The organism is Sphingobium sp. YBL2 (assembly GCF_000943805.1).
Classification (GTDB): domain Bacteria; phylum Pseudomonadota; class Alphaproteobacteria; order Sphingomonadales; family Sphingomonadaceae; genus Sphingobium; species Sphingobium fuliginis.
In genome coordinates this window covers 4,581,673-4,605,926 of record NZ_CP010954.1, presented here as the reverse complement: position 1 = coordinate 4,605,926, position 24,254 = coordinate 4,581,673, and the positions used below count along the sequence as shown (strand labels likewise).

General features: G+C 63.6%; 28 protein-coding genes. 6 read left to right on the top strand and 22 right to left on the bottom strand.

Features of this window, described 5'->3' with window-relative positions; translation table 11 throughout:
- Positions 1 to 60: 60 nt before the first annotated feature.
- From TZ53_RS21330 to alr, 6 genes are all read right to left on the bottom strand, one after another.
- Positions 61 to 1,407, bottom strand: a complete 1,347-nt coding sequence (locus tag TZ53_RS21330) for a PepSY-associated TM helix domain-containing protein (RefSeq protein ID WP_044662629.1) — start codon at positions 1,405 to 1,407, stop codon at positions 61 to 63.
- Positions 1,404 to 1,988: a hypothetical protein gene (locus TZ53_RS21325; RefSeq protein ID WP_052628236.1), complete on the bottom strand. Its 585-nt coding sequence runs from the start codon at positions 1,986 to 1,988 to the stop codon at positions 1,404 to 1,406. Before TZ53_RS21325 ends, TZ53_RS21330 begins: the two co-directional genes overlap by 4 nt.
- A gap of 2 nt (positions 1,989 to 1,990) precedes the next feature.
- The gene (locus TZ53_RS21320; protein ID WP_044662628.1) at positions 1,991 to 4,090 is read right to left on the bottom strand and encodes a TonB-dependent siderophore receptor; all 2,100 of its coding nucleotides are present in this window, start codon (positions 4,088 to 4,090) and stop codon (positions 1,991 to 1,993) included.
- 170 nt (positions 4,091 to 4,260) lie between these two features.
- Complete coding sequence (locus TZ53_RS21315; RefSeq protein ID WP_025550234.1) at positions 4,261 to 4,611, bottom strand: RidA family protein; 351 nt, start codon at positions 4,609 to 4,611, stop codon at positions 4,261 to 4,263.
- A gap of 20 nt (positions 4,612 to 4,631) precedes the next feature.
- The gene (locus tag TZ53_RS21310; RefSeq protein ID WP_044662627.1) at positions 4,632 to 5,885 is read right to left on the bottom strand and encodes a D-amino acid dehydrogenase; all 1,254 of its coding nucleotides are present in this window, start codon (positions 5,883 to 5,885) and stop codon (positions 4,632 to 4,634) included.
- Positions 5,882 to 7,024 (bottom strand): alanine racemase, encoded by a 1,143-nt coding sequence (gene alr, locus TZ53_RS21305; RefSeq protein WP_044662626.1) that lies wholly within the window; start codon positions 7,022 to 7,024, stop codon positions 5,882 to 5,884. The genes TZ53_RS21310 and alr overlap by 4 nt, the downstream gene beginning before the upstream one ends.
- Before the next feature lie 117 nt (positions 7,025 to 7,141).
- Here alr and TZ53_RS21300 point away from each other — a divergent pair, with 117 nt between their 5' ends.
- On the top strand, positions 7,142 to 7,612 hold the full coding sequence (locus tag TZ53_RS21300) for an Lrp/AsnC family transcriptional regulator (protein WP_025550230.1): 471 nt from the start codon (positions 7,142 to 7,144) through the stop codon (positions 7,610 to 7,612).
- On the opposite strand, the gene TZ53_RS21295 is transcribed toward TZ53_RS21300, so the two are convergent.
- The 4 genes from TZ53_RS21295 to TZ53_RS21280 are packed head-to-tail and all read right to left on the bottom strand — an operon-like array spanning position 7,609 to position 11,771.
- Entirely contained in the window at positions 7,609 to 8,370 is a 762-nt protein-coding gene (locus TZ53_RS21295) for a TIGR02186 family protein (RefSeq protein ID WP_025550228.1), read from the bottom strand. The two genes, TZ53_RS21300 and TZ53_RS21295, sit on opposite strands and share 4 nt — an antisense overlap.
- Complete coding sequence (locus TZ53_RS21290; RefSeq protein ID WP_025550226.1) at positions 8,367 to 9,281, bottom strand: sulfite exporter TauE/SafE family protein; 915 nt, start codon at positions 9,279 to 9,281, stop codon at positions 8,367 to 8,369. The genes TZ53_RS21295 and TZ53_RS21290 overlap by 4 nt, the downstream gene beginning before the upstream one ends.
- A gap of 49 nt (positions 9,282 to 9,330) precedes the next feature.
- Positions 9,331 to 10,386: a hypothetical protein gene (locus TZ53_RS21285; RefSeq protein ID WP_044662625.1), complete on the bottom strand. Its 1,056-nt coding sequence runs from the start codon at positions 10,384 to 10,386 to the stop codon at positions 9,331 to 9,333.
- The gene (locus TZ53_RS21280) at positions 10,383 to 11,771 is read right to left on the bottom strand and encodes a glycosyl transferase family protein (RefSeq protein WP_044662624.1); all 1,389 of its coding nucleotides are present in this window, start codon (positions 11,769 to 11,771) and stop codon (positions 10,383 to 10,385) included. The genes TZ53_RS21285 and TZ53_RS21280 overlap by 4 nt, the downstream gene beginning before the upstream one ends.
- Positions 11,772 to 12,163: 392 nt before the next feature.
- Between TZ53_RS21280 and TZ53_RS21275 the strand changes: the two genes are divergently transcribed.
- Positions 12,164 to 12,343, top strand: a complete 180-nt coding sequence (locus TZ53_RS21275; protein ID WP_025550220.1) for a hypothetical protein — start codon at positions 12,164 to 12,166, stop codon at positions 12,341 to 12,343.
- On the opposite strand, the gene TZ53_RS21270 is transcribed toward TZ53_RS21275, so the two are convergent.
- On the bottom strand, positions 12,340 to 12,738 hold the full coding sequence (locus TZ53_RS21270) for a low affinity iron permease family protein (RefSeq protein ID WP_044662623.1): 399 nt from the start codon (positions 12,736 to 12,738) through the stop codon (positions 12,340 to 12,342). The genes TZ53_RS21275 and TZ53_RS21270 overlap by 4 nt on opposite strands.
- Before the next feature lie 70 nt (positions 12,739 to 12,808).
- Between TZ53_RS21270 and TZ53_RS21265 the strand changes: the two genes are divergently transcribed.
- The 4 genes from TZ53_RS21265 (at position 12,809) to TZ53_RS21250 (ending at position 16,273) form a co-directional block, all read left to right on the top strand.
- Positions 12,809 to 13,141, top strand: coding sequence for a hypothetical protein (locus tag TZ53_RS21265; protein ID WP_044663191.1), 333 nt, complete (start codon positions 12,809 to 12,811; stop codon positions 13,139 to 13,141).
- Positions 13,142 to 13,281: 140 nt separating this feature from the next.
- Complete coding sequence (gene sucC / locus TZ53_RS21260; RefSeq protein ID WP_044662622.1) at positions 13,282 to 14,481, top strand: ADP-forming succinate--CoA ligase subunit beta; 1,200 nt, start codon at positions 13,282 to 13,284, stop codon at positions 14,479 to 14,481.
- Positions 14,482 to 14,594: 113 nt separating this feature from the next.
- Positions 14,595 to 15,344 carry an electron transfer flavoprotein subunit beta/FixA family protein gene (locus TZ53_RS21255; protein WP_044663190.1) on the top strand — a complete coding sequence of 250 codons (750 nt, stop codon included), beginning with the start codon at positions 14,595 to 14,597 and terminating at the stop codon, positions 15,342 to 15,344.
- Complete coding sequence (locus TZ53_RS21250; protein ID WP_044662621.1) at positions 15,341 to 16,273, top strand: electron transfer flavoprotein subunit alpha/FixB family protein; 933 nt, start codon at positions 15,341 to 15,343, stop codon at positions 16,271 to 16,273. The genes TZ53_RS21255 and TZ53_RS21250 overlap by 4 nt, the downstream gene beginning before the upstream one ends.
- Positions 16,274 to 16,330: 57 nt before the next feature.
- Here TZ53_RS21250 and TZ53_RS21245 read toward each other — a convergent pair whose 3' ends face one another.
- The 11 genes from TZ53_RS21245 to uvrA form a co-directional block, all read right to left on the bottom strand.
- Entirely contained in the window at positions 16,331 to 16,675 is a 345-nt protein-coding gene (locus TZ53_RS21245) for a glycine zipper 2TM domain-containing protein (protein WP_025550214.1), read from the bottom strand.
- Positions 16,676 to 16,845: 170 nt separating this feature from the next.
- Positions 16,846 to 17,064 (bottom strand): hypothetical protein, encoded by a 219-nt coding sequence (locus TZ53_RS21240; RefSeq protein ID WP_025550213.1) that lies wholly within the window; start codon positions 17,062 to 17,064, stop codon positions 16,846 to 16,848.
- Positions 17,065 to 17,192: 128 nt separating this feature from the next.
- Positions 17,193 to 17,369, bottom strand: coding sequence for a hypothetical protein (locus TZ53_RS27245; RefSeq protein ID WP_171010079.1), 177 nt, complete (start codon positions 17,367 to 17,369; stop codon positions 17,193 to 17,195).
- A gap of 62 nt (positions 17,370 to 17,431) precedes the next feature.
- On the bottom strand, positions 17,432 to 17,644 hold the full coding sequence (locus tag TZ53_RS21235; RefSeq protein WP_007684722.1) for a cold-shock protein: 213 nt from the start codon (positions 17,642 to 17,644) through the stop codon (positions 17,432 to 17,434).
- A 170-nt stretch (positions 17,645 to 17,814) separates the two neighbouring features.
- Positions 17,815 to 18,816, bottom strand: a complete 1,002-nt coding sequence (locus TZ53_RS21230; protein ID WP_044662620.1) for a hypothetical protein — start codon at positions 18,814 to 18,816, stop codon at positions 17,815 to 17,817.
- Positions 18,817 to 18,899: 83 nt separating this feature from the next.
- Positions 18,900 to 19,175: a type II toxin-antitoxin system RelE/ParE family toxin gene (locus TZ53_RS21225; protein ID WP_044662619.1), complete on the bottom strand. Its 276-nt coding sequence runs from the start codon at positions 19,173 to 19,175 to the stop codon at positions 18,900 to 18,902.
- The gene (relB, locus tag TZ53_RS21220; RefSeq protein WP_044662618.1) at positions 19,175 to 19,357 is read right to left on the bottom strand and encodes a type II toxin-antitoxin system RelB family antitoxin; all 183 of its coding nucleotides are present in this window, start codon (positions 19,355 to 19,357) and stop codon (positions 19,175 to 19,177) included. Before relB ends, TZ53_RS21225 begins: the two co-directional genes overlap by 1 nt.
- 76 nt (positions 19,358 to 19,433) lie before the next feature.
- Positions 19,434 to 19,658 (bottom strand): hypothetical protein, encoded by a 225-nt coding sequence (locus TZ53_RS21215; RefSeq protein WP_238320079.1) that lies wholly within the window; start codon positions 19,656 to 19,658, stop codon positions 19,434 to 19,436.
- On the bottom strand, positions 19,606 to 20,166 hold the full coding sequence (locus TZ53_RS26285) for a hypothetical protein (protein WP_083199195.1): 561 nt from the start codon (positions 20,164 to 20,166) through the stop codon (positions 19,606 to 19,608). The genes TZ53_RS21215 and TZ53_RS26285 overlap by 53 nt, the downstream gene beginning before the upstream one ends.
- A 7-nt stretch (positions 20,167 to 20,173) precedes the next feature.
- Positions 20,174 to 21,250: a type I restriction endonuclease gene (locus TZ53_RS21205; protein WP_044662616.1), complete on the bottom strand. Its 1,077-nt coding sequence runs from the start codon at positions 21,248 to 21,250 to the stop codon at positions 20,174 to 20,176.
- A gap of 75 nt (positions 21,251 to 21,325) precedes the next feature.
- A complete protein-coding gene (gene uvrA, locus TZ53_RS21200; RefSeq protein WP_044662615.1) occupies positions 21,326 to 24,238 on the bottom strand; it encodes an excinuclease ABC subunit UvrA in 2,913 nt (970 codons plus the stop codon).
- Positions 24,239 to 24,254 lie beyond the last annotated feature (16 nt).

Below are 24,254 nucleotides of genomic sequence, written 5' to 3'. Positions count from 1 at the left end.
GGGATCAATGACGAGAGCGACCATCCATGCCCTTTGTCCGCCGGATCGGCGCAGGAGCGCTTATCCTCCCAGCACCGCCGGCACCAGCGCCGCGACGCAGATGCCCAGGCTCCATTGCAGGGCGCGCCGCACGCGGTACCGCTCCGGCAAGGCGGTGCTCAGGACCACCAGCACCGCCAGCGAAAGCCAGAAGATCGTCTTGAACGGCGCCGCATTGCCGATCCACAGCCGTGCCAGCAGCGTCAGGGCCAGGGCCAGTCCCGAACCCCAGACGATCGCGTTCCACCCGTTGCGCAAGCGCGGTTGCCGGTAGCCGCGCCGCTCCCGCTTGCCGAGCCAGATCGAAGTGCCCGTCGCGATCACCACGCAAAGCGCTCCACCCAGCAGCAGATAGGCGATCTTCACCGGCAGTCCGCCATAATTGCCGAAATGCAGATTATAGGCCGACGCCGCCACCTGCTGTCCCGTCGCGCCGTCCGCCAGGCCGACCGTCCCCAGAAAGCGCCCGGCCTGATCGAAATTATAGGTTTCGCCATAGACCAGCCGTCGCTGCGGCAGGGCAAGCACCTGTAGCTGCTGCCCCGCGGTTCCCGGTTCGTGCATGAAGACGTAGATCGGACGCACCTCCGGAAAGCGGGCGGTCATCGTCTGCAACGCGGCGGCCACGTCCGCCAACGGGGCGGGCTTGGCATTCGGCTTGCCCTCAGCGCCGAAGATCGGCGCATAGGCCGCCTCCATATCGCCCTTGTAGAAGCCTTGCGCCAGTCCATAGACGTTGATCGATCCCAGGCCGATCATCGCGCCGGTCAGAGCGATCGCCAGCGCGAAAGGCAGGGTCCACACTCCCAGCCTGTTATGCCAGTCCGCCAACCCGAGGCCACCCCGGTCCCGCGCCCGCAGGCGGAAGGCATCGCGGAAGATGCGGGGATGGGCGATCAGGCCGGTCAATGACAGGGCGATGGTCATCACCCCCAGCCCGCCTACGATCGTCAGGCCGACCATGCCGGGAATGTTCAGCGTATAGTGCAGGTTCAGCAGGAATTCGGACCATCCGTTCAACTCCTTCGCGACGACCCGTCCCTGATCGTCGACATGCACCGCCTGATGGTCGGTGGTGACGGTCGTGCGCGGCAGCGCGTCGGTCGGCAGATGGACGTAGAGATGCTCGGTCGCTTTCCGGTCCTTCTCGCTTGCCAGCACGGAAGCCACGGCGCGTTGCACCGCATCGGGCGCGATCCGCTGCATTTCCGGAGCATCGGGCCGCTCGGCGCGTTGCCATTCCTCGTAGAACACCGTCACCGTGCCGGTCAGGCAGACGATATAGAGCAATGCGCTTGCCAGCAGGCCGATGGCGGCATGGGCGGACAGGCCCCGTTGGACCAGCGTTTTGGACAGGCCAAGGTTCATGGCCGGGCCATCCACAGCATGGCCAGACCCAGCAGGGCAGGGGCCGCCAGCAGTCCCACTTGCCGCCGCCGTTGCGGCCAGAGCAGGATCAGCATGGCCAGCACCGCCCAGAGCAGCGGCATCAGGAACAGCATCAGCACATTGCCGTCCGCCTCATGCGCGCCCAGCGCTCCGGCCGCGCCCCGCGCCGCCAGTCCCAGGATCAGCGCCACCAGCATCGCACCCGGCACGCTGAGCAGAAAACTGACCATCCGCCCGCCGATGCGCAACGGCTCCTGTCCTTCCGGCAGCATATGGGCGCGGCGGTTGGAGGCGCCGGTCTTGCCGGGCGGCGCGGTCGCGGCGGCAAGGGCCAGGCAGGAGAAGGCCATTGCCAGTGCGGCCAGCGTCACCATGGCAACGCCCCAGGCGCCGGCTCCCGCCATTCCCATCGCCAGGGCAAAGGCGAGCAGCCCCCAGGCAGCAGCGTTGAGCGGAGCCGATCGTAGCGCCTTGCCCCATGAGAAGCGCAGCAGGCACACCGCCGCCGCCGCCAAAAGCGCGCTGGTCCAGAGCAGAAGGGAAGGCTGGTTCACCATCATCCTCAATAATCGAAGCGCAAGGTGCCCATCACGCTGCGGGGGGCCGCGTAAAAGGCCTGCCCCCACATCAGGCTGCCCAGATATTTGCTGTCGGTCACATTGCGCACATTGATGCTGGCGGTCAGCCTGTCGATGGGCTTGATGCTGGCCATCAGGTCCAACACCGCATAATCCTTCTGCCGGATGTCGCGGCCGACCGTGCTGTCGAGGGTGCTGATGTCGCTCTGCCACCGGAACTGTGCGCCCAGCTTCAGGTCGCGCCACTCGGGAATATGATAGGTGCTGGCAAGCTTCAGCGACTGACGCGGCAGGTAGGTGCGGGCGCGGTTCCCGGCCTGATCCTCGATCCTGAGGCCCGTATAGCCGCCGCTTACCGACCAGTGGTCCGTCACGCGGCCGGTCAGCTCAATCTCGAAACCCTTGGCCGTGGTGTCGACGCCCGCATAATAGACGTCGCCCACCTGCCCCGGATCGCCCGCGCCGAACACGCCGGCCTGCTCCGCGAGGTTCTTCTGCTTCGCGCGGAAGAGTGAGGCGCTGGCATAGAGCCGCTTGTCGAACCATTCGCTCTTGATGCCGCCCTCCATGCTGCTGCCCTTGGCAGGATCGAGCCGGCGGTTGGTGATGTCGACCTTGTCCTGCGGATTGAAGATGTCGGTGTAGCTGGCATAGAAGCTGATGTTGGACGTGGCGTCGAACACCAGGCCCAGATAGGGGCTGACCGCGCTGTTCTTGCGATACTGGTCCGTGCCGTAGGATGCGCCGGTGGTCTTGAGCCAGAAGGCGCTGGCGCCGACGACCGCCTTCAGCCTGTCGGCCAGATTGGCGTGCAGCGCGCCATAGGCCCGCGTCAGCCGGTCCGTCACCTCTTCCTCCAGGCTTTCCTGCGTGAAGTCGGGTTCGATCAGCGTGGTGCGGTTGAACGCCCATTGGGCAACAGCCGGGTAGGCGACGGCAGCCAGCCCGCTTTGCTCATATTCGCGGCCGTCGGTCCTGCCGGTGGAGAGGCCGAAGGCGAGTTGATGCTCGCGCCCGAACAGCGTCACTGGGCCGGAAGCGTAGAAATCGCCCAGATACTGGTCGGAGGGGGAGCGATATTTGCCCGCCATCCCCGTCACGCCGACGCCCGTCGCCGCATCGGGATAGCCATAGGCGTAAAGCAGTTCCGCCCCCGAACTGCGATGATTATAGGTGAAGCGGCCGCGGGCGTTCCAGCCATTGCCGAAAACATAGGCCAGTTCCGCCCATGCGCTTTCGTCGCTGACGTTCCAATAGGTCCAGTCGGCTGAAGTGCTGGCCGAATGCGGATAGGCGATCCGATCGCCATTATCGTCGAGCAGCGGCAGCGCGCCCCACAACACGCCGTCCGCGTCATTGTCCTGCCGGGTATAGCCGGCCGACGCCCTTAATTGCGGCGTGATCTCCCAATCCAGGATCGCGCCATAGACGTTGCGGTCGACATGATTGTAGCGGAGGTGGCTGTCCCTGTCTTCATGGGCGAAGATCAGCCGTGCCGACAGCGTGCCCGACTCATTCAACGGGCCCGAAATATCGGCTTCCACGCGGCGGTTGTCCCAGCTTCCCAGCATGGCGGAAAGGGAGGCCTGCAATTCCCTGGTCGGCTTCTTGCGGACATAGTTGATCGTGGCGGACGGATTGCCGACCCCGGTCATGATTGCATTGGCGCCGCGAACCGCCTCGACATTCTCGAACAGGATGGTGTCGAGGTCCCCGAACTGGATGCCCCAGCGCAAGGGCAGGCCGATGCCGTCGACCTGGAAATTGGTGATGTCGAACCCCCGCGAATTATAATAGGTCCGGTCGGTCTCCACCCGCTCCACATTGATGCCGACCATCTGGGTCAGCAGGTCGTTCACATTGGTCAGCGCGAAATCCTGGATCCGTTCGCGGTCGACGACGGTGATCGACTGGGGCGTTTCGCGCAGCGTCAGGGCAAGGCCGGTGGCCGATGCGTTCTCATCCGTGACCGTGCCCGTGACGACGATATTGTCTGCCTCCGCCAGCACGTCGGCCTGGGCGGGCGACGCCCAGCAAGCGGCAAGGACAGGGGTGAGCAGAACGGAACGGAAAGCGATGGACATGCGGACGGACCCTTTTTCTTGCCGGGCGCAACCGGCAGAAAGGGCCTTATTGCTCATAATAATGCAAGTCAATCGCAATAAATATATGAATATAAGTCGTGCGTCTCTTTTTCAGACGACGCTTTGGGTGGAATGCCGTGCCTTGCTGCACGGCATTCCACCCGCACGATTCACTTCGCCCTGGCGGCGGTCACGATGATCTCGACCTTGTAATCGGGGCTGGCGAGCTTCGCCTCGCCCGTGGCGCGGGCGGGTGCTTCGGCATCCGCGATCCACGCATCCCACACCGCGTTCATCTCGGCAAAGTCGTTCATGTCCGCCAGCCAGATCTGCGCCCTCAGCATATGGTTCCTGCTGCTGCCCGTGCGTTCCAGCAGGGCGTCGATCTCGGCCAGCACGGCCCGGGTCTGCGCCGTGACGCTCTCGCCGGGGGCGCCGATCTGCCCCGCCAGATAGATGGTGTCGCCATGAATGACGGCCTCGCTCATGCGCGGGCCGCGATCAATGCGGGTGATGGTCATGCGGAAAGGCTCCTTTTCGGTTATGAATAGCGGCTGATCGCAAGATCGGCGGTTTCGATCCGGGGCCTGCCCCCGCCGATGATGTCCGCGATCACATGCCCCGACCCACAGGCCATGGTCCACCCCAATGTGCCATGCCCGGTGTTGAGGAAGAGGTTCGGGACTTTCGTCGCCCCGATGACCGGCGTGCTGTCCGGCGTCATCGGCCGCAGCCCGGACCAGAAGCTGGCGCCGCCCAGATCGCCTGCGCCCGGAAAGAGCGAACCCACCGAATATTCCAGCGTATCACGCCGCGCCCTGGGCAGCCCTTTGGAATAGCCCGACAGTTCCGCCATGCCGCCCACACGAATACGGTCGCCCAGCCGCGTGATCGCAACCTTGTAGCTTTCGTCGAGCAGGGTCGACACCGGCGCCCTTGCCTCATCGACGATCGGAACGGTGATCGAATAGCCCTTCACCGGATAGACCGGCAGCCTGATCCCCAGCGGGGCCAGCAGCAGCGGGGAATAGCTGCCCGTCGCAACAAGATAGGCGTCGGCCACGACATGGCCCCTGTCGGTTTCGACATGGCTGACCTTTCCATTGTCGACGGCGATCCTTCCGATAGTCCGTCCGTTGAGGAAGGTCACGCCCTTCGCCTTCGCCATGTCGGCCAGCGCGTTGGTGAATTTGAAGCAGTCGCCGGTTTCGTCATTGGGAAGCCGCAGGCCCCCGGCCACAGGCGCGCCGCTGCCTGCCAGCCCCGGTTCCGCCGCGATGCAGCCTGCCGCATCCAGCACTTCGAAAGGCACTCCGTCCGCCTTCAGCACGGCGATGTCCTTCGCGATGCCGTCAAGCTGCTTCTGCTCGCGGAAAAGCTGCAAGGTGCCTCGCGACCGCTCGTCATAGGCGATGCCGGTTTCGCGCCGCAGGTCGATCAGCCGGTCACGGCTATATTCGGCCAGGCGCACCATCCGGCTCTTGTTGATGGCATAGGCGCGTTCGTTGCAATTGCCCAGCATCGCCACCATCCAGCGTAGCATGGCCATGTCCATCCGCGGCCGCAGGATCAGCGGGGCGTGCTTCATGAACAGCCAGCGCAGCGCCTTCATCGGTATCCCCGGCGCAGCCCAGGGGGAGGCATAGCCGGGCGAGATTTCTCCAGCGTTGGCGAAGCTGGTTTCCAGCGCCGGCCCGTCCTGCCGGTCGATCACCGTCACTTCATGCCCGGCCTGTGCCAGATACCAGGCGGATGTGACGCCGATGACGCCGCTGCCCAGAATGGCGACCCTCATATGGCGACTTTCATGGCGTGATGCTCCGCTTGTGCCGGATCGCGGCCACCCCGTACGGAGCGGTGATAGCGATGCCCGAGCTGTGTCAGTATTTCATAGGCGATGGTGCCGGCGTCGGCGGCGACCTGATCCACGGTCTGATGAGGCCCCAGAAGTTCCACCAGGGCGCCAGGATAGAGGAGCACATCGGGCACGTCGGTCACGTCCAGCGTGATGCTGTCCATCGAAACCCGTCCCGCTATCGGCGCGCGATGGCCGTCGATATAGGCGGAGCCGCCGTTGCTCAGGTGGCGAGGCCAGCCATCGGCATAGCCCAAGGCGATCGTCGCGATCTGCGTCGGCCGCTCGCAACGGTGGGTGAGGCCATAGCCGACGGCAGCGCCCGCCGGGATGTTCCGCAACTGGATGATCCGCGCGTCCAGCGAGACCACCGGCCGCATCTCCCGGCGCTCGCCCTGCGGCGCTCCGCCATACAGGGCGATCCCGGCGCGGACGATGTCGAAATGATCGGCGGGCAGGAAGCTTCCGCCGCTATTATCCAGCGAGCGCGGCACGCCGGGGAAATTCATGCTGAACGCATCGAATTTCCGGCGTTGCATCGCGTTGGAGGGGGCATCGGGATCGTCGGCGCAGGCGAGGTGGCTCATCAGCAGGCGAAGGTCCACGCCCTCCAATCTTTCCCGCTGGGCAAGCAGAATGGCGACCTCCTCGGGCGGAAGACCGAGCCTGGACATGCCGCTGTCCACCTGCAACGCAGCGGGCAGGGTCCGCTCCAGCGTGCGTGCCGTCCTGGCCCAGCGCCCAATCTGGTCGAGCGAGTTCAGGACCGGAATGGCGCCGATGGCTGCGCACTCGCCTTCCGCGCCTGGTTGCAGGCCGTTGAGGATGAACAGCGCCATTCCATCGCTCAGAATGGGTCGGAGCGCCATGGCTTCGCTGAGATGCGCGACGAAGAAGTGTCGGCACCCGGCGCCGATCAAGCTGCGCGCGACGAGGTTCGCGCCCAGGCCGTAACCGTCCGCCTTGACCACGCCGGCGACGGTGGCGGGGGCGACCTGCCGCTGAATCGTGCGGTAGTTTTCGACCAGTGCATCAAGGTCGATGCGAAGCACGGCTCCGGCGGTATCGATGGACTGCATATCTGCCCCCTTTTGCAGGGAGGGTAACGCGGCGTTCGGTGAAAATGCTCCCAAATGATCGCAGGATCGTCTAATGTGACGGGATAATTGAACGATCCTTCGCAAGGAATGGAAAAAATGGCAGAATCGCTGGATGCCGTGGACCGCTCGATCATCCGTCTGCTGCGGCTCAATGCGCGGCGTCCCAATTCGGAGATTGCGGCGGAGATCGGCCTGTCCCCCTCGGCCTGTCACCGGCGCATCCGGATGTTGGAGGATGCCGGCGTGATCCGCGGTTATACCATCGTGACCGCACCGATGGAAAAAGAGGGCCGCGCCGTCGATGTCCTTGTGCAGGTGACGCTCGACCGGCAGACGGAGGATTATCTCGCCCGTTTCGAACATGCCGTGCGGCAATGTCCTGAAATCCGCGAATGTTTCCTGATGACCGGTGGCGTTGATTACTGGCTGCGCGTCGAGACCGAGAGCGTGGCCGCCTATGAAGCGATCCACAGCGAAATCCTCTCCCGCATGCCGGGCGTCACGCGGATCAACAGCAGCATCGCCATGCGCGATGCGCTGCGGCCCAGGAAAGCGGCGCGACGCTAAACCCGCCTGGCGATTGCGCCTGCTGCCCATCCCATGCCAACGGCCAGCATCATCGCGACCAGACCATAGGCGAAGGGCCATTGTTCCGCCGCGACGGCCATGAAGCGTTCGAAGCCCGACTTGCGGACGGTGATGTCGCGCACGGCGGCGGCCACCACGCGGCCATCCTGCACGAGGAAGGTTTCCGCCGTATAGTCACCGACGATCACACGCGCCGAAAGCGGCAGCCGCGCCCGGTAGAGCACGCCGTCGGTGATCTCCACCGTTCCCGGCCGCTCGACATAGAGCCCGGCCCGTTCCCTGAGGTCGATCAGCCCCTTCTGGAACCGGTCCAGCTCCGCGCTGTCGTTGAGCGAGGAAGGGGAGAGCTGGAGCTTGTCCACGCCCATTTCATAGATCGCCGCCGTTCGCTCATCGACCACCTTGTCGACCGGTCGGGACGATGCGATGGCGTAGAAACTGGGCGCAGACCGGAAGCGCGCGCTGTCGGCATTGACCCAGATGCCGGCCACCTTCTGCTTTTCGCGCATCGTGATCGACTGGTCCGGACCCTTCAGCACGACCATGATGTCCGGCGGCTTGCTGGGCCGACGCCCATCGGGATAGACGATGGCGCCGAACAGCAGCAGGTCAGCGCCGGTGAAGCTATATTGTATTTCCACCTCGCGCTGGGACACGTCAGGCACCAGCATCGGTTCGTCCGCCGCCGTCAGCAGCAGCAGGGCCGGCGGCAGGGCCAGAAGCGCCCGCCGCCTCACCGGATCTCCACCGTGTATATTTCGTCGGGCCGAAAGCCCAGCCCCAGCGCCATGCGTGCCGCCACCAGCAGCACGATCGCGGCAAGCAGGATGCGCAGATATTCCGGCCGGATCGTCATCGAAAGGCGCGTTCCCACCTGCGCTCCGGTGACGCTGCCGATCAGCAGCAGCAGGGCGAGCACCAGGTCGACCGCATGCGTCGTCATGGCGTGCATCATCGTCGTCGCCATGGTGACGAACAATATCTGGAACAGCGACGTGCCGACGACGGACTGGGTCGTCATGCCCAGCAGGTAGAGCATCGCCGGAACCAGGATGAAGCCGCCGCCCACCCCCAGCAACATGGTGAGGATGCCCGTCGCCATGCCCAGCAGCAGCGGCGCCAGCGGGGAAATATACAGCCCGGACCGATAGAAGCGCCACCGCATCGGCATGGCCGCCACCAGCGGATGGTGCCGTCTTTTACGGGCCTGAATCTTCCTCCCGGTCTTGAGCGCGATCAGCGCCTGGATGGACTCCTTCGCCATCAGCGATCCGATGCCGCCCAACATCAGCACGTAGAGGATGCCGATCACCGTGTCGATCTGGCCGATGGCCTGAAGCAGTCGGAAGATCAGCACGCCGAGGCCGGCGCCCACCACGCCGCCGGCGATCAGCACGCCGCCCATGCGGAAATCGACCGTTCCGCGCGACATATGGGTGACGACCCCCGATACGCTGGCGCCCGTCACCTGGCTCGCCGCCGAAGCGGCCGCGACGGTCGGCGGAATGCCGTAGAAGATCAGCAACGGCGTCGTCAGAAATCCGCCGCCTACCCCGAACATGCCGGAAAGCAGGCCCACCACGCCGCCCAGGGCGATGATGACCAGCGCATTCACCGACAGGTTGGCGATGGGCAGATAGAGATCCATGCGCTTCCTGGGTTAAGCGCAATATGCGGAGAGATAAAGGCGCTCCCGCTTAAAAATCAGCGCCCAGCGTAACGGCCGGGCCGGACGGCGGTGCCGCGCGCCCCGCAATCCGTTCCCGCCATTCGATGCTCAGCCTTGCGCTCACCGGCCTGAGCGGCAGGCGGACCTGCAGTTCCGGCCCGATGTCCAGCCGCTCGACCTGCGGCTGCGCGCCGCCGGAAAGGCTCGCGCCGATCCGCATGGGCGAATGGCCTAGCGGCGACAGCAGCGACATCTTGCCATCGACGAACAGGTCGTGAGAGCGGAAGCCGACAATGCCGCCCTGGGCATAGGCTTCGACTTCCAGCGAGGGCGCCACCGGCGCCGGCCCGAAACCGCCTGCCGCCAGCACGGCATGGGCGTTGCGCCCGCCCTTGCCCAGTGCAATCCGTCGTTCCGCCGCGAAGCTGACCGGAATGGTGCGCGCCGGTTGCCATGCAATGCCGAGCGCGCCTTCCGGAGATGCCGGTTCGTTCAGCGCGGCACTGGCTCGCGCATAGGCGGCCGCCCGGCTCGATGAGCGCGGGGTCAGGTCGAAATCGAGGCGTAGGCCCGCCTGCGATCCGCCCAGCCTGCCGCCCGTCACGGCATCGGCGCGGGTCGTGCTTCCGTCGCGCCAGAGCAGCCAGGCGCTGCCATGCCAGCGCGCGTCGCTTGCGGATGGCGTGGAAGCGAGGGGTAAGGCTGGCGCAGGATTGTTCGATGGAACGACGCGACCGCCACTCTGGTCCTGTGCAGCCGGCGCCGCCTTCTCTTCGACGGATAGGAAGGGGGCCGCGCTTGTCCTTCTCCCAAGGCGTCGAGAGTCCTTGAATATAGGACCCAGGATGGCGGCAGGCTGGCGCTTTTGCGGCATTTCACCGAACCAGGCCGGTGCGTCATGCCCCGTCGCGGCTGCGGAGCCCTTCTTCTTCGAATAGGCGGTGGGGTGAAAACGCCTCTCGCCGTCAATTCCCCTCGCCATTTGGGGAAGATCACCCTCTGGGCCTGCCAGACGGATCGCGACCCAACCCGCCATCACGAGGACGAAGAAGCGGAGCGGGCGCCCGGTGGCGGCTTCGCTCACCCCGGAAAATCCAGCTCGGGAAAGCGGTGATGCGTCTTGTCCCAGGTCAGCGGCTTGCCGAACAGCGACTGAAGATACAGGAACATGGCGCGACGGGCAGCCATCATCGCGATGATGTTGGCGATCAGCGTGCGCGGTATCGCCCCCAGCCCGAAGGCCCAGCCATAAGCCATGCCCGAGAAAATCGCGCGCATCGCCATCCGCCAGCTCATGAAGCCGAAGTTGAGCCACAGCAGGGCTTCGACCACTGGCGTGGGTCTGGGCACGGGAAAGGCGCTGAACAGGCTCCCGGCAAGCAGCACGCCCCAGAGCAGCAGCGCCAGATAGGCGGTGAACAGGACGAAGGCGGAAAGCGCCGCACCCCGGTCCCGCATCCGCATCCACCATTCGGCGGGGCCGCCCTGCCAGCCCATGCGATCCCATCCGGCAAGCGAGATGCCGACCGTCCAGCGCGCCTTCTGCTTGACGGCATCCGTCAGATTGTCCGGGAAATATTCCTTGGTCGCGACAAGCTGGCCCTCACCGTCGCGCATGCGGACGAACACGCCGCGCCCGCCCATATTGCTGATACGCAGGCCGACCTCATAATCCTCGGTCAGCGATTCCGGATCGAACGGTCCGCCATTGGCCGGATTCACAAGCCTTTCCAGCATTTGCCGCTCGAATGCGCAGGCCACCCCGGCCGAGGGCATGGACGCACCCATGGCCTCGCGCACGGTCAGGAACTTTCCATGGCTTTCCGCGAACTCATCACAGTAATGATTGGCTATGGCCCTCGACCACCAGCCGCCCTGGCCGGGCAGGGGCAGGACCGGGAGCTGAACGAGCTGGAACCGATCCGTCATCAGGTCGAACAGCCTGATCTCGTCGCGATGGACGACATCTTCCGCATCGTGCAGGGCGATCGCCTTGAACCGGACCCCCGTGCGCTCTTCCTCCCGCAGCATGGCGCGCCAGACCACATTCAGGCAATCGGCTTTCGTAGTTGGCCCATTTCGTTCGTTGATGCACAGGATCAACCGCGTTTCCCGACCGGCCAAGGGCGTGAGAATATCCAATGTCGCCCGGTCATTGGGATAGGCGCCCACGAAGATCCGATAGTCCTGGTCCCTCCAGTGGCTGAGCGCGTTACGGAGCATCGGGCCGATCACATCGGCTTCCTGCCAGGCTGGGATGAAGATGGCGATGCGGCCGGGTTGCGGGGAGGCGGGCAGGGTGAGGGTCGTCATTCGTCGATGACGGGAATAGACAATCAGCTTGCGCCACAGCCTTCGGCACAGGAAGACCAGGTCTATGATGAAATCGTCCATGCCGCCGATCGCCAGCGCCACCACCGCGAACAGCAGAATTTCATGATGAACCCCCGCCAGATAAGCGAAGATCATTGCCTCCACGGATCGAGCTCCCCCTGTTCCCGACGAACGGCTATGACAGCAAAGACTTGATTCTCAAACAAATAATCATTTCATAACCGTAATAATTTTTATTGATACATAGCCTTCCCCAACAGTGGCTTTCAGGCCCTCGCTGCTCTTCGAGCAGGCGAAGACCGCCATTCTGGCTGGCTTGCTGCTGCTTTGACCATTGTGGATTGCCTCCTTTTGGAAGGCGGCCCGCTTTTGAGGAGGAGGGTAATATCCGGCAGGCTGCTCTCCGCATGCGCCGGATGGAATCGCATGACCATCGGGCCGATGCTATCGTAAGCACGCCGTAGAGCGACTCGCACAGGATGCGAACCCCAGCCAATCTCTTTCAGCGATCAGGTAGGAGGGTGAATATGAATGGGGAGATGGATGTCAACTATCTGCTGCACAGACAGCAAGTTGCATTGATCCGCGCGCAGATGAGCCGGTCGGTGAAGGGCCGGGAGGCCTATGAAGGCCTTGCGCGCGGCTATACCGATCAGATCGACGCCTATCGCCGTGAGAATGAAAGGCTGGTCGACTTGGCGCATTAGCGGCGTTCGATCAGCCGTTCTATCGACTCGCGGTGCGTTTCATTGTCGCCGCATTCCTTTTCCAGCACCGTCTTGATCTTCTCCAGTTCCGCTTCAGTCAGATGTTCGATGCCGATGAACTCGTTCCGCGCCGTCGATACGGCGCGGATCAGTTCGTCCATTTTCGCCTGTATGGCGGAGCCGTCGCGATTTTGCGCATTCTGGATCAGGAAGACCATCAGGAAGGTGACGATCGTCGTGCCTGTATTGATGATGAGCTGCCAGGTGTCGGAATAATGGAAGATCGGGCCGGTCACGATCCAGCCCAGGATCACCAGCGCGGCCAGGATGAAGGCGGCCGGCTGGCCCGACCAGCTTGCGATCCGGTGGGCAAAGGCCGTGAAAATCCTGTCCATCTCTCTTTTTCTCCCTTGGGCGCGGCCAGCATTTAGCCTCTGTTCAGACCATGCTTGCCATGAAGGAGGGATTACAACCATCCCCCTCCGTTCGCTGGCCTGCGGGCTGGGCGCTTCGCTCCTCCTCCTGTCCTGCGCGACGGTCTCGCCCGAATCGCGCCTTCGCACCGGGCTGATCGATGCGGGCATATCGCCCCGCATGGCCGGCTGCATGGCCGAAAGGATGGTCGATCGGCTGAGTCTGATGCAGCTCCGCAGGCTTCAGTCGCTGGCATCGCTCCGCAAGTCTCACATGGGAGACATGACGGTGGACCGGTTCCTCTTCAAGGTCCGCGCGCTGGAGGATCCGGAGATCTTTGACGTGACCAGCAAGGCGGCGATCGTCTGCGCCATCGACGGCTGATTTCGCAATAAACAAGGCTTGCGCTTCGCAAAGGTTTTGCAATTTTGCAAAGTCATTTTGCGAAATTTGCTGGTGTTGCCCTTTTGCCTGTGCTTAGCCGCTGGACACAAGAGTTTCAGCGGAAAGGACGGGCGAGCCCCATGAACATCCACGAATATCAGGCGAAGGAACTGCTGGCGAAGTACGGCGCGCCGATCGCCGCCGGTTACGCCGCTTTCTCCGTCGATGAAGCGGTCGAAGCCGCCAAGAAGCTGCCCGGGCCGCTCTATGTCGTGAAGTCGCAGATCCACGCCGGTGGCCGCGGCAAGGGCAAGTTCAAGGAACTCGGTCCCGACGCGAAGGGCGGCGTCCGTCTGGCCTTCAACCTGGACGAGGTTAAGGCTCACGCCACCGACATGCTCGGCAACACGCTGGTGACGGTGCAGACCGGCGAAGCAGGCAAGCAGGTCAATCGCCTCTACATCACCGACGGGGCTGATATTGCGAAGGAATTCTACCTCGCCCTGCTCGTGGACCGTGCGACCGGCCGTGTGGCCTTCGTCGTGTCGACCGAAGGCGGCATGGACATCGAGGAAGTCGCGCATTCGACCCCGGAGAAGATCCACACCTTCGCCGTCGACCCGGCCACCGGCTTCATGCCGCACCATGGCCGGGCCGTTGCCGCCGCGCTGGAATTGACCGGTGACTTGGCCAAGCAGGCCGCCAAGGTCGCTTCGTCGCTTTACGACGCTTTCCTGGCGACCGACGCGTCGCAGATCGAAATCAACCCGCTCGCCGTCACCGAGCAGGGCAATCTCCTCGTCCTCGACGCCAAGGTCGGCTTCGACGGTAACGCATTGTTCCGTCACAAGGACATCGTCGAACTGCGCGACCTGACCGAGGAAGATGCGGCGGAAGTCGAGGCTTCGGAATATGACCTCGCCTATATCAAGCTGGACGGCAATATCGGCTGCATGGTGAATGGTGCGGGCCTTGCCATGGCGACCATGGACATCATCAAGCTGAATGGCGAATTCCCGGCCAACTTCCTGGACGTCGGCGGCGGCGCTTCCAAGGAAAAGGTGACGGCGGCCTTCAAGATCATCCTGAAGGACCCGGCGGTGAAGGGCATTCTGGTCAACATCTTCGGCGGCATCATGAAGTGCGACATCATTGCCGACGGCATCGTCGCCGCCGCCAAGGATGTGAACCTGTCGGTTCCGCTGGTCGTCCGCCTGGAAGGCACGAACGTCCAGCAGGGCAAGGACATATTGGCCAAGTCGGGCCTGGCCATCGTCCCGGCGGACGATCTGGGCGACGCGGCCAAGAAGATCGTGGCGGAAGTGAGGAAGGCAGCCTGACGCAGCTTTTCGCCTGAACAAGACACCAAAGGGTGCGGGTGGTCCGGAGACGGGCTGCCCGCGCCCCTGCTTGCATTTGCGGGCTTGGCGTGAATGAAGGAAGGATGTTGGAGATGAAGATCCTTGTGCCCGTGAAGCGGGTGATTGACTATAATGTGAAGCCTCGGGTGAAGGCGGACGGGACGGGCGTCGATCTGGCGAACGTGAAGATGTCGATGAACCCGTTCGACGAGATCGCGGTCGAGGAAGCCATTCGCCTGAAGGAGAAGGGCGTGGCGACCGAGGTGGTGGCGGTGTCGATCGGCGTTGCCAAGGCGCAGGAGACGCTGCGCACGGCGTTGGCCATGGGTGCCGACCGGGCGATCCTGATCCAGACCGACGATGAGGTCGAACCGCTGGGCGTGGCCAAGCTGCTCGCCAAGGTGCAGGAAGAGGAAGGCGCTGGCCTGATCATCCTGGGCAAGCAGGCGATCGATGACGACAGCAACCAGACCGGCCAGATGCTGGCGGCCCTGCTGGGTCTGCCGCAGGGCACCTTCGCCAGCAAGGTGGAGGTCGAAGGCGACAAGGTCAGCGTGACCCGCGAAGTCGACGGCGGTCTGGAGACGGTGAAGCTCGACGTCCCGGCCATCGTCACCACCGACCTGCGTCTCAACGAGCCGCGCTATGCCTCGCTGCCCAACATCATGAAGGCGAAGAGCAAGCCGCTCGCGACCAAGGCGCCTGCCGATTACGGCGTGGACATTGCGCCGCGTCTGGAGACGATCAAGGTGTCCGAACCGGCCAAGCGTTCGGCCGGCGTGAAGGTGGCCGATGTCGATGAACTGGTCGCGAAGCTCAAGGCTCTGGGAGTTGCAGCATGACGAAGACGCTCGTTTGGGTTGAACATGAGGGCGGCGCGGTCAAGGACGCGACGCTTTCCGCCGTCACCGCTGCGTCGAAGCTGGGTGAAGTGCATCTGCTGGTTGCGGGGCAGGACGTCGGCGGCGTTGCTGCGGAAGCCGCCAGCATCGCGGGCGTGGGCAAGGTCCATGTCGCCGACGACGCCGCCTTCGGTCATGCGCTGGCCGAGAATGTCGCGCCGCTGGTCGTTGAGCTGATGAGCCATCATGATGCGTTCGTCGCGCCCGCCACCAGCAATGGCAAGAATATCGCGCCGCGCGTGGCGGCTCTGCTGGACGTCATGCAGATCAGCGACATTCTGTCGGTCGAGAGCGAGGATATGTTCACCCGGCCCATCTATGCCGGCAACGCCATCGCGACGGTGAAGTCGAAGGATGCCAAGAAGGTCATCACCGTTCGCGGCACCGCTTTCGAGAAGGCGGCCAAGGAAGGCGGCAACGGGACTGTCGAGGCGGTGGCTTCGACGGGTGACAAGGGCATTTCCTCCTTCGTCGGGGCCGAGATCGCCAAGCTGGAGCGTCCGGAGCTGACTTCGGCCAAGGTGATCGTGTCGGGGGGCCGTGCGCTCAAGGACGGCGAGACGTTCGAGGCGACGATCTTCCCGCTGGCGGACAAGCTGGGCGCGGCGGTCGGCGCGAGCCGCGCGGCGGTCGACGCGGGTTATGTGCCGAACGATTATCAGGTCGGGCAGACCGGCAAGATCGTGGCGCCGGAAGTCTATATTGCCGTGGGCATCTCCGGGGCAATCCAGCATCTGGCGGGGATGAAGGATTCCAAGACCATCGTCGCCATCAACAAGGATGAGGACGCGCCGATCTTCCAGGTGGCGGACATCGGGCTGGTCGGCGACCTGTTCAAGGTCGTGCCGGAGCTGGTCGAAAAGCTGTAAGCCCTGTCGGGGTTCAGAAGGAAGGCGCGGGCCTTTGGGTCCGCGCCCTTTTTCGTTCTATTCGCAGCGGACGTCGTTCTTGTCGATGGCGCGGCCGGCGAGCGCGCCGCCAGCGCCGCCCAGGATGGTGCCGAGCGTCTTGGAGCCGCCGGGGGCGATGATGTTGCCCAATACGCCGCCCGCGATCGCGCCGACTATGGTGCCGGTGGTGCCGTCGTCGCGCTTGCAATAGTAGCGGCCGTCATTGTCGCGGTAGATATAGTCGTTGTCGCCGATGGGCCGGCCGCCGGGGCGGTGGCCGTAGCCGGGGCGGTCGTAGCCGTAGCGGCCACCGTCACCGTCCGAAACGCAGGCCGTCAACGGCATTGCAAGCAGCGCCGCTGCCAATAGGGGGGTGCGCATTGTCCTTTTCTCCTGTGCTTTCCCTGCTGGGATGACAACCCTTGGGAAGGGAGGAAGTTGCGCGAAATAGTCTGCCCGCCGCGGCACCAAAAGGGGGGAAAGGCAGCCGGGCGGGCAGTGATGCCAGCGGGGAGAGGGTGTTCACCGCTGGAAAGGAAAGGGTCGGGCCGTCAGGGCGTCACGGGCGCGGCGCCGGTGGTGCTGGCGGCGGGCGTGGCGAGGTTGGGACTGGTCACCGTGCTGTCGCTGTCGCGGCGCTGGTCGAGGTCCGACTTGGCCTGGTTGTAGCGGGCGACGAGGTCGTCCTTGAACTCTGTCAGCTTGCCTTCGTCATAGAGTTTCTTGCCGACATAGCCTGCGATCGCGCCGAAGATCAGGGTGCGGATCATGGGTGGGGGCTCCTTGTTCCGTGGGGAATTTGCAAGGATAACATTGGCGGCGCGGATCGGTTCCGGCGCGGTGCGGCAGGGCGAGCGGGGCCGGCGATGCGAAGAGTGGCAGGGCCGGCCGGGGCCGTTCAGTTGGTGGCGGCGGCGCGGCGGGCGCGGCTTTCGTCGACATATTCCTGTCGTCGGGCCATGACCAGAAAGGCGGCTTCGGAACGCCGGCAGCGCTGGCGGACATTGTCCAGGGTGGCGGCGTCGGCTTCGTTCCGGGCCTGACGGGCGAGGGCGCGGAAATCGGGGTTGGCCATGGGACGCTCCTTTCAAGAGTGGCGGGCGCCGCGTGGGCGGCGCCCGGCCTGTCAGCGGCGCATCATTGCGCGTGCTGGATATTCACCGCCGCCATCTTGCCGCGCTTGTCCTGCTCCAGATCGTAGGAGACGCGGTCCTTTTCGCGCAGGGTGGCGAGACCGCCGCGCTCCACCGCGGAGATGTGGACGAAGGCGTCCGGGCTGCCGTCATCGGGAGCGATGAAGCCATAGCCCTTGTCGGCGTTGAAGAATTTGACGGTTCCGATGATGCTCATGGGGTATTTCCTTCTTTACGTGGGCGCGTCCCGTGTGGACGGGCCTTGCGCTAGAGGGGCAGGGAAAGAAGGAAGTTTGGTGCCGCAAAGCGCCGAAAGACCGTCGATTTGCGACTATAGCCTTCCCCATATAGGGGCATGGGGGCGGAATAGCAAATCGGCGGGTGCGATCATCCTGCTCCCGCCAGCGCGGCGAAGCCGAAAAAGGCGTCGCGGGCGCGGGCGGCGGCATGTTCATAGGGGCGGCGCTCCGCCTCCGCGCGCAGGGCCAGCGCCTGTTCCTCCGCCATCGTCAGGTCGCGCTCATAGGCGTCGATGTCGTAGAGGGCGTCGCTTTCTTCGCCGTCGAAGCCGGGCGGCGCGGGATAGTCGGTGCGCCAGCCGTCCCTTTCCTCATCCCACCAGATGCCGCGCGGCCGGGCGGCGGCTTCCTCCGGCGGGAAGCTGGCGCGGTCGACCGGCGGAGCGGCCGGAATGGGCCGAAGTTCACACCGTCCATCGAGGGCGAAGAGCGGGGCCTTGCCGCCCTCGCCCAGCGCCAGGCGCGCGGCGACGAACAGCGCGGCGGAGGCGCCGGGGGACAAGGCGGCGGCGGCCTGTTCGATGGCCGGCGCATCTTCGGGGGCGGCGTGGTCAGGCAGGGCGGCGTGGTCCGCATCGGCGGCCATGGGCGGGGGCGCGGCGTCGGGGCGGTCGGGCTGCGCCTGATCCTCCGGACAGAGCATGTCGAGATAGGCGGCGAAATCCTGCGCCACCACGCGGGCGAGGGCGGCGTCGCTGCCCTGCGGCGGGCTGTCGGCCATGCGGTCGAGGCAGGAGAGCATCGACATGGCGAGGCGGTTGTCGTGGCGGTGGCGGGTGATTTCGCCTGCGTCCATGTCCTTGCGGATCACCTCCTCATGGCCGGTGAGGGCGCGGGCGAGCAGATCGTCGGCGAGGCGGGCGCGGGCGATGAGGATGGCGGCGTCCCAGCCGAGGCGAAAGGCCGCGCCGTCGCGGCGGATGCGCAGGGCATAGGCCGAGCGCGGGCTGATGCGGGCGGCTTCGCAGGCGGAGAGAATGATGCCGGTGGCCGCGAGGGTTTCAAGGAAGGCGCGTTGGCGAGCGGGGCTCCAGCCGTCGGCGCGGATCTGCTGCGCGGTGGTGGGGAGGGGAGGGAATTGGCAGGTCATGGCAAGGCCCTTTTCCGTTAGGTGCTTTGCCGGGAGGATATGTGAGGGGAGGGCGTGTAGGACAGAACAAAATGGGAACGAAGTCAAGGATATTGTTGGCGGGTGTGGAGGATGGCCAGTATTTCGATGACGTCTGCGCCTGCGCGGTAAACGAGAATATAGTTGGGGGTAACGATGGCTTCCCGCGTATCCGGGACGCGACCGGCGCGATGCATATAGGGATGGTCGGCCAGTCGCTCAGCGGCATATTCGAACAGATCGGCAAGGCGGGCGGCAGCGGCGGGATTGCGGTCGGAGATATAGTCGATGATGCGGTCGGCATCTTCGAGCGCCTTCGGGCGCCAGATGACGTGCGGCATCAGGCCTGCTTGGCTTTCTTGGCCTCAATGATGGCGCGCAGTTTCGCCATGACCTGATCGTGCGGGATGCCGGGTCGGGGATCGGCCAAGGCGGCTTCGACCTTGGCGCGGAACCAAGCGTCATAGGCCTCGGCGTCCTCGGTGGTCGCGAACTCGGACTCGATGGGAGTGAGTTTTGTCATGGATTGGAAAATATCAGTAGCCGCGGTCTGTGCCAATCATGGAACGGCTGAATTGGTCCGATTAGATGAGTCGGATTTACCAGTTGCCGCCTGCGTCCCTGATCGCTTTCAGGAGGGCCTTTTTGCTGGCTGTGCGGCGGGTGCCGCTGTTGCGGGGTATATCGGCGTCGGTGATACCGAGTTCGGCGCGGCGGCGCGCGAGATCGGCCGCAAAGCTTTTGAAGGCGATGCGGCGGCCGGGCCAATTCTCAGTTTTGTCGGTCAAGGACATCATCTGCTCCGAAATCACCGCCAGTTTCATGGCGGACGCGGCGTTCAAGATAATCCATGTCGGCTTCCGGGTGAAGGCGTAGCAGCGTTTTTGCTTGCGCCAGCATCTCGCGGGCGGTGCCGGAGGCATATTGGCCCATGCGGTCGGCTATCAGATCTTCCACAGAGATAATCGCAAAGGGCGGACCATTTTCAAAATCCTCGACAAGGGCGATATGGTCGCGTGTGACAGCGCCGTCGAGCGGCATGTCGCCAACGACTTCGAAACCGAGGCCGAGATCGGGATGAACCCACCCGCGTGTAGCACGGCCTGGTCCTGAGGGGCGGACGAACCCGTAGCGCTGAAATTCTTCTTCGAGGGCATCCTGCGCCGGTGAGCAGAGATCGAAGTCGCCCGTAGTAATAAATCCCATGCTGTAAAATTCTACTGCCGCGCCTCCCACCAGCACAGGTCGAGTGAAGCCTCGTGCGGCCATTGCATCACAAATCTGTGCGAAGATTTCCAGCGCGGCGGTGAATTCTAAGCGATATTGAGGCATGGTATGATTAGCTGTCAGGCCCGCTTTCTAAAGCCGTGATACGCGCTACGATTAACTCCTCAAGTTTGTATATGTCGGTGAGGGACGAAACGGCATGCCGCGTCTCTACTTTGTCAACGAACGTGCCAACATATCGTGTCGTTGGGCTATTGAAGTGGAGCCGGGCTAGAGATTTCCTATTGTTGTCATCTAGCAATATGGCGCAATATGATTTTGAATCCCGGATGACCACGCGACTAGGATCTACATGTCGTGCAGCTATGGCTTGTACGATACGAAACCCGTTAATCTCATCATCCGTCGTGATGATGCCTGCCGCATCGGACATGTCATCAGACCCACCCTCCTCAATGATTTCGGAAGCCGGATTGGCAACATTCAGTGCCGATGTTAAACGATCGTTGACCCGGTCTCTGATGATCGAGGCGATAGATGCCGTAAGAACAGCATGGTATTGCTCTTTGAGGGATGCTGTTACACGCCCTCCTTGCACCCTTGCAGCCATCATTTTGATGAAGTCATCCGAAGGGTCGGCAAATTCCTTTTCCAATTCAATGCGCATTTGTGATTCAAGCTTCAATCGACCAGCGGCTGCGACAATTGAGTCGATATCAAAATGCTGACGTGTAAATTTCTCTAAGATAGGCGGATCGGTCCGCTTTATCCCATCCATGGAAAAGATGTAAAATGGTTTTTCGTCCATTTTATTGGGTTGTTCTATATCAGAATAAAACTGATATTGAACGCCATTCGTTAGGACCGCGACGCGAGCGTCTGTTGTTGAGAAATAGCGAAATAGTTGAGAAGCATGTTTGAGATCGAGGTCAACAGAGGAAGGTTTGCATTCCATCAAAATTTTTAGCTGACCGTCAATGCAGATTGCGTAATCAACTTTCTCACCTTTCTTTATCCCTACGTCTGCCGTGAACTCGGGTATGACTTCTGCCGGATTGAAGACATCATATCCCAATGATTGGATAAACGGCATCACTAGCGCCGTTTTGGCTGCTTCCTCGGTTAGCAATAGCTCGCGATGTTGGGCTGTTCGTTTTTCGAGTTCGACCAGTTTAGTAGCCAGTTCCATTTAACCCCCCAATTATACCTGCACACCATCTTGCTGAAAAATATTAAAATTTCCAGTTAAGATCGTTCAAGTCAATCACTCCGCCGCCACAGCCTCCATCCCCAACAACGGCGCGAGATAGCGTCCGGTGAAGCTCCGGGCGTTCTTTGCGACCTTTTCGGGCGTGCCTTCGGCGACCACTTCGCCGCCTTTGACGCCCCCCTCTGGTCCCATGTCGATGATCCAATCAGCGGTCTTGATGACATCCAAATTGTGTTCGATCACGACCACGCTGTTGCCCTGTTCGACGAGGGCGTGGAGGACTTCCAGTAGCTTGCGGACGTCCTCGAAATGGAGGCCGGTGGTGGGTTCGTCCAAGATATAGAGCGTGTTGCCGGTGGCGCGGCGGCTGAGTTCCTTGGCGAGTTTGACGCGCTGGGCTTCGCCGCCGGACAGGGTGGTCGCCTGCTGGCCGACCTTGACATAGCCCAGGCCCACTTCGGCCAGCATCGCCATCTTGTCGCGGATCGGGGGGACGGCCTTGAAGAATTCCACCGCGTCCTCGACCGTCATGTCGAGGACGTCGGCGATGGACTTGCCCTTGAACTTCACCTCCAGCGTCTCGCGATTGTAGCGGGCGCCGTGGCAGACGTCGCAGGTGACGTAGACGTCGGGGAGGAAGTGCATCTCTATCTTGAGCACGCCGTCGCCCTGGCAGGCTTCGCAGCGGCCGCCCTTGACGTTGAAGCTGAAGCGGCCGGGCTTGTAGCCGCGCGCCTGCGCTTCGGGGAGGCCGGCGAACCAGTCGCGGATGTTGGTGAAGGCGCCGGTGTAGGTCGCCGGGTTGGAGCGGGGGGTGCGGCCGATGGGCGACTGGTCGATGTCGATCACCTTGTCGCAATGTTCGAGGCCCGTCACCTTGTCATGCGGGCCGGCGACGATGCGCGCGCCGTTGAGGGTGCGGGCGGACGCCGCATAGAGGGTGTCGATGGTGAAGCTGGACTTGCCCGAGCCCGATACGCCGGTGATGCAGGTGAAGGTGCCGAGCGGGATGCTGGCGGTGACATTTTGCAGGTTGTTGGCGCGGGCGTTGTGGACGGTGAGTTTCTTGCCCGATCCCTTGCGGCGGCGGGGCGGGACTTCGATGCGGCGGGTGCCGTTCAGATAGTCGGCGGTCAGGCTGTCCTTGTGCGCGAGCAGTTCGTTCAGGGTGCCCTGCGCGACGATGGTGCCGCCGTGGACGCCCGCGCCCGGCCCCATGTCGACGATATAGTCGGCGGTGCGGATCGCGTCTTCGTCATGTTCCACGACGATGACGGTGTTGCCGAGGTCGCGCAGGCGCTTGAGCGTGATGAGCAGGCGGTCATTGTCGCGCTGGTGCAGGCCGATGGAGGGTTCGTCGAGGACGTAGAGGACGCCCGACAGGCCGCTGCCGATCTGCGAGGCGAGGCGGATGCGCTGGGACTCGCCGCCGGACAGGGTGCCGCTGGTGCGGTCCAGGTTCAGATAGTCGAGGCCGACATTGTTGAGGAAGCCGAGGCGCTCCACGATTTCCTTGAGGATGGCGCGGGCGATCTGGTTCTGCTGATCGTTGAGGCGGCTGGGGAGGGTGGAGAAGAAACCGAGCGCGTCCACCACCGAGCGGCGGGTGGACATGGAGATGTCTTCCCCCGCGATCTTCACCGCCAGCGCCTCCGGCTTGAGGCGGGCGCCGTGGCAGGTCTCGCACGGCATGGCGGTCTGGTATTTGCTGAGTTCCTCCCGCATCCAGGCGGATTCGGTCTGGAGGAGGCGGCGGTTGAGATTGCCGATGACGCCTTCGAAGGGCTTTTTCACCTCATAGCTTTTCTTGCCGTCGACGAAGCGCAGGGTGACGGGCCGGCCGGCGGTGCCGTGGAGGATGATGAGCTTCACCTCCCCCGGCAGGTCGGCCCAGGGGGTGTCGAGGGAGAAGCCGAACTCCTTCGCGAGGGAGCCGAGGACCTGCATATAATAGGGGCTGGGCGGGTTGGACTTGGCCCAGGGGACGACCGCGCCCTTCTTGAGGCTGAGGGCTTCGTTGGGGACGACGAGTTCGGGGTCGAACTCCTGCCGTTCGCCCAGGCCGTCGCAGGCGGGGCAGGCGCCCTGCGGGGCGTTGAAGGAGAAGAGGCGCGGTTCGATCTCCGCTATGGTGAAGCCGCTGACGGGGCAGGCGAACTTCTCGCTGAAGACGATGCGGTTGGCGGGGATGCCTGCGCCCTTGAGGTTGCCGGTGGATTCCGCTTCGACCTCGCGGCCGGGGACGGCGCCGTCCGCGAGGTCGACATAGGCGAGGCCGTCGGCGAGTTTCAGGGCTTGTTCGAAGCTGTCGGCGAGGCGGGTGGCCATGTCGTCGCTGACGGCGAGGCGGTCGACCACCACTTCGATGTCATGCTTGTATTTCTTGTCGAGGGCGGGGGCGTCCTCTATCGCGTAGAGTTCGCCGTCGATGCGGACGCGGGTGAAGCCGGCCTTCTGCCACTCCGCCAGTTCCTTGCGATATTCGCCCTTGCGGCCGCGGACCACGGGGGCGAGGAGGTAGAAGCGCGTCCCTTCGGGCAGCTGCATCACGCGGTCGACCATCTGGCTGACCGTCTGGGCGCTGATGGGGAGGCCCGTGGCGGGCGAATAGGGGATGCCGACGCGCGCCCAGAGGAGGCGCATATAGTCGTAGATCTCCGTCACGGTGGCGACCGTGGAGCGCGGGTTGCGGCTGGTCGTCTTCTGCTCGATGGAGATGGCGGGGGAGAGGCCGTCTATATGTTCGACGTCCGGCTTCTGCATCATCTCCAGGAACTGGCGCGCATAGGCGGAGAGGGATTCGACATAGCGGCGCTGACCCTCGGCATAGATAGTGTCGAAGGCGAGGGAGGACTTGCCCGAGCCGGAAAGGCCGGTGATGACGATCAGGCTGTCGCGCGGAAGGTCGACGTCGACGCCCTTGAGATTATGCTCGCGTGCGCCGCGGACGCTTATGGTGGTCAGCATTCGGCAGACCTCTGCT

Bases quoted from the DNA above. Each gene is read 5' to 3' on its own strand.
- TZ53_RS21330 (WP_044662629.1), bottom strand. From the start codon at position 1,407: ATGAACCTTGGCCTGTCCAAAACGCTGGTCCAACGGGGCCTGTCCGCC.
- TZ53_RS21325 (WP_052628236.1), bottom strand. From the start codon at position 1,988: ATGATGGTGAACCAGCCTTCCCTTCTGCTCTGGACCAGCGCGCTTTTG.
- TZ53_RS21320 (WP_044662628.1), bottom strand. From the start codon at position 4,090: ATGTCCATCGCTTTCCGTTCCGTTCTGCTCACCCCTGTCCTTGCCGCT.
- TZ53_RS21315 (WP_025550234.1), bottom strand. From the start codon at position 4,611: ATGACCATCACCCGCATTGATCGCGGCCCGCGCATGAGCGAGGCCGTC.
- TZ53_RS21310 (WP_044662627.1), bottom strand. From the start codon at position 5,885: ATGAGGGTCGCCATTCTGGGCAGCGGCGTCATCGGCGTCACATCCGCC.
- alr (WP_044662626.1), bottom strand. From the start codon at position 7,024: ATGCAGTCCATCGATACCGCCGGAGCCGTGCTTCGCATCGACCTTGAT.
- TZ53_RS21300 (WP_025550230.1), top strand. From the start codon at position 7,142: ATGGCAGAATCGCTGGATGCCGTGGACCGCTCGATCATCCGTCTGCTG.
- TZ53_RS21290 (WP_025550226.1), bottom strand. From the start codon at position 9,281: ATGGATCTCTATCTGCCCATCGCCAACCTGTCGGTGAATGCGCTGGTC.
- TZ53_RS21280 (WP_044662624.1), bottom strand. From the start codon at position 11,771: ATGATCTTCGCTTATCTGGCGGGGGTTCATCATGAAATTCTGCTGTTC.
- TZ53_RS21275 (WP_025550220.1), top strand. From the start codon at position 12,164: ATGAATGGGGAGATGGATGTCAACTATCTGCTGCACAGACAGCAAGTT.
- TZ53_RS21270 (WP_044662623.1), bottom strand. From the start codon at position 12,738: ATGGACAGGATTTTCACGGCCTTTGCCCACCGGATCGCAAGCTGGTCG.
- sucC (WP_044662622.1), top strand. From the start codon at position 13,282: ATGAACATCCACGAATATCAGGCGAAGGAACTGCTGGCGAAGTACGGC.
- TZ53_RS21255 (WP_044663190.1), top strand. From the start codon at position 14,595: ATGAAGATCCTTGTGCCCGTGAAGCGGGTGATTGACTATAATGTGAAG.
- TZ53_RS21250 (WP_044662621.1), top strand. From the start codon at position 15,341: ATGACGAAGACGCTCGTTTGGGTTGAACATGAGGGCGGCGCGGTCAAG.
- TZ53_RS21245 (WP_025550214.1), bottom strand. From the start codon at position 16,675: ATGCGCACCCCCCTATTGGCAGCGGCGCTGCTTGCAATGCCGTTGACG.
- TZ53_RS21240 (WP_025550213.1), bottom strand. From the start codon at position 17,064: ATGATCCGCACCCTGATCTTCGGCGCGATCGCAGGCTATGTCGGCAAG.
- TZ53_RS27245 (WP_171010079.1), bottom strand. From the start codon at position 17,369: ATGGCCAACCCCGATTTCCGCGCCCTCGCCCGTCAGGCCCGGAACGAA.
- TZ53_RS21235 (WP_007684722.1), bottom strand. From the start codon at position 17,644: ATGAGCATCATCGGAACCGTCAAATTCTTCAACGCCGACAAGGGCTAT.
- TZ53_RS21230 (WP_044662620.1), bottom strand. From the start codon at position 18,816: ATGACCTGCCAATTCCCTCCCCTCCCCACCACCGCGCAGCAGATCCGC.
- TZ53_RS21225 (WP_044662619.1), bottom strand. From the start codon at position 19,175: ATGCCGCACGTCATCTGGCGCCCGAAGGCGCTCGAAGATGCCGACCGC.
- relB (WP_044662618.1), bottom strand. From the start codon at position 19,357: ATGACAAAACTCACTCCCATCGAGTCCGAGTTCGCGACCACCGAGGAC.
- TZ53_RS21215 (WP_238320079.1), bottom strand. From the start codon at position 19,658: ATGAAACTGGCGGTGATTTCGGAGCAGATGATGTCCTTGACCGACAAA.
- TZ53_RS26285 (WP_083199195.1), bottom strand. From the start codon at position 20,166: ATGCCTCAATATCGCTTAGAATTCACCGCCGCGCTGGAAATCTTCGCA.
- TZ53_RS21205 (WP_044662616.1), bottom strand. From the start codon at position 21,250: ATGGAACTGGCTACTAAACTGGTCGAACTCGAAAAACGAACAGCCCAA.
- uvrA (WP_044662615.1), bottom strand. From the start codon at position 24,238: ATGCTGACCACCATAAGCGTCCGCGGCGCACGCGAGCATAATCTCAAG.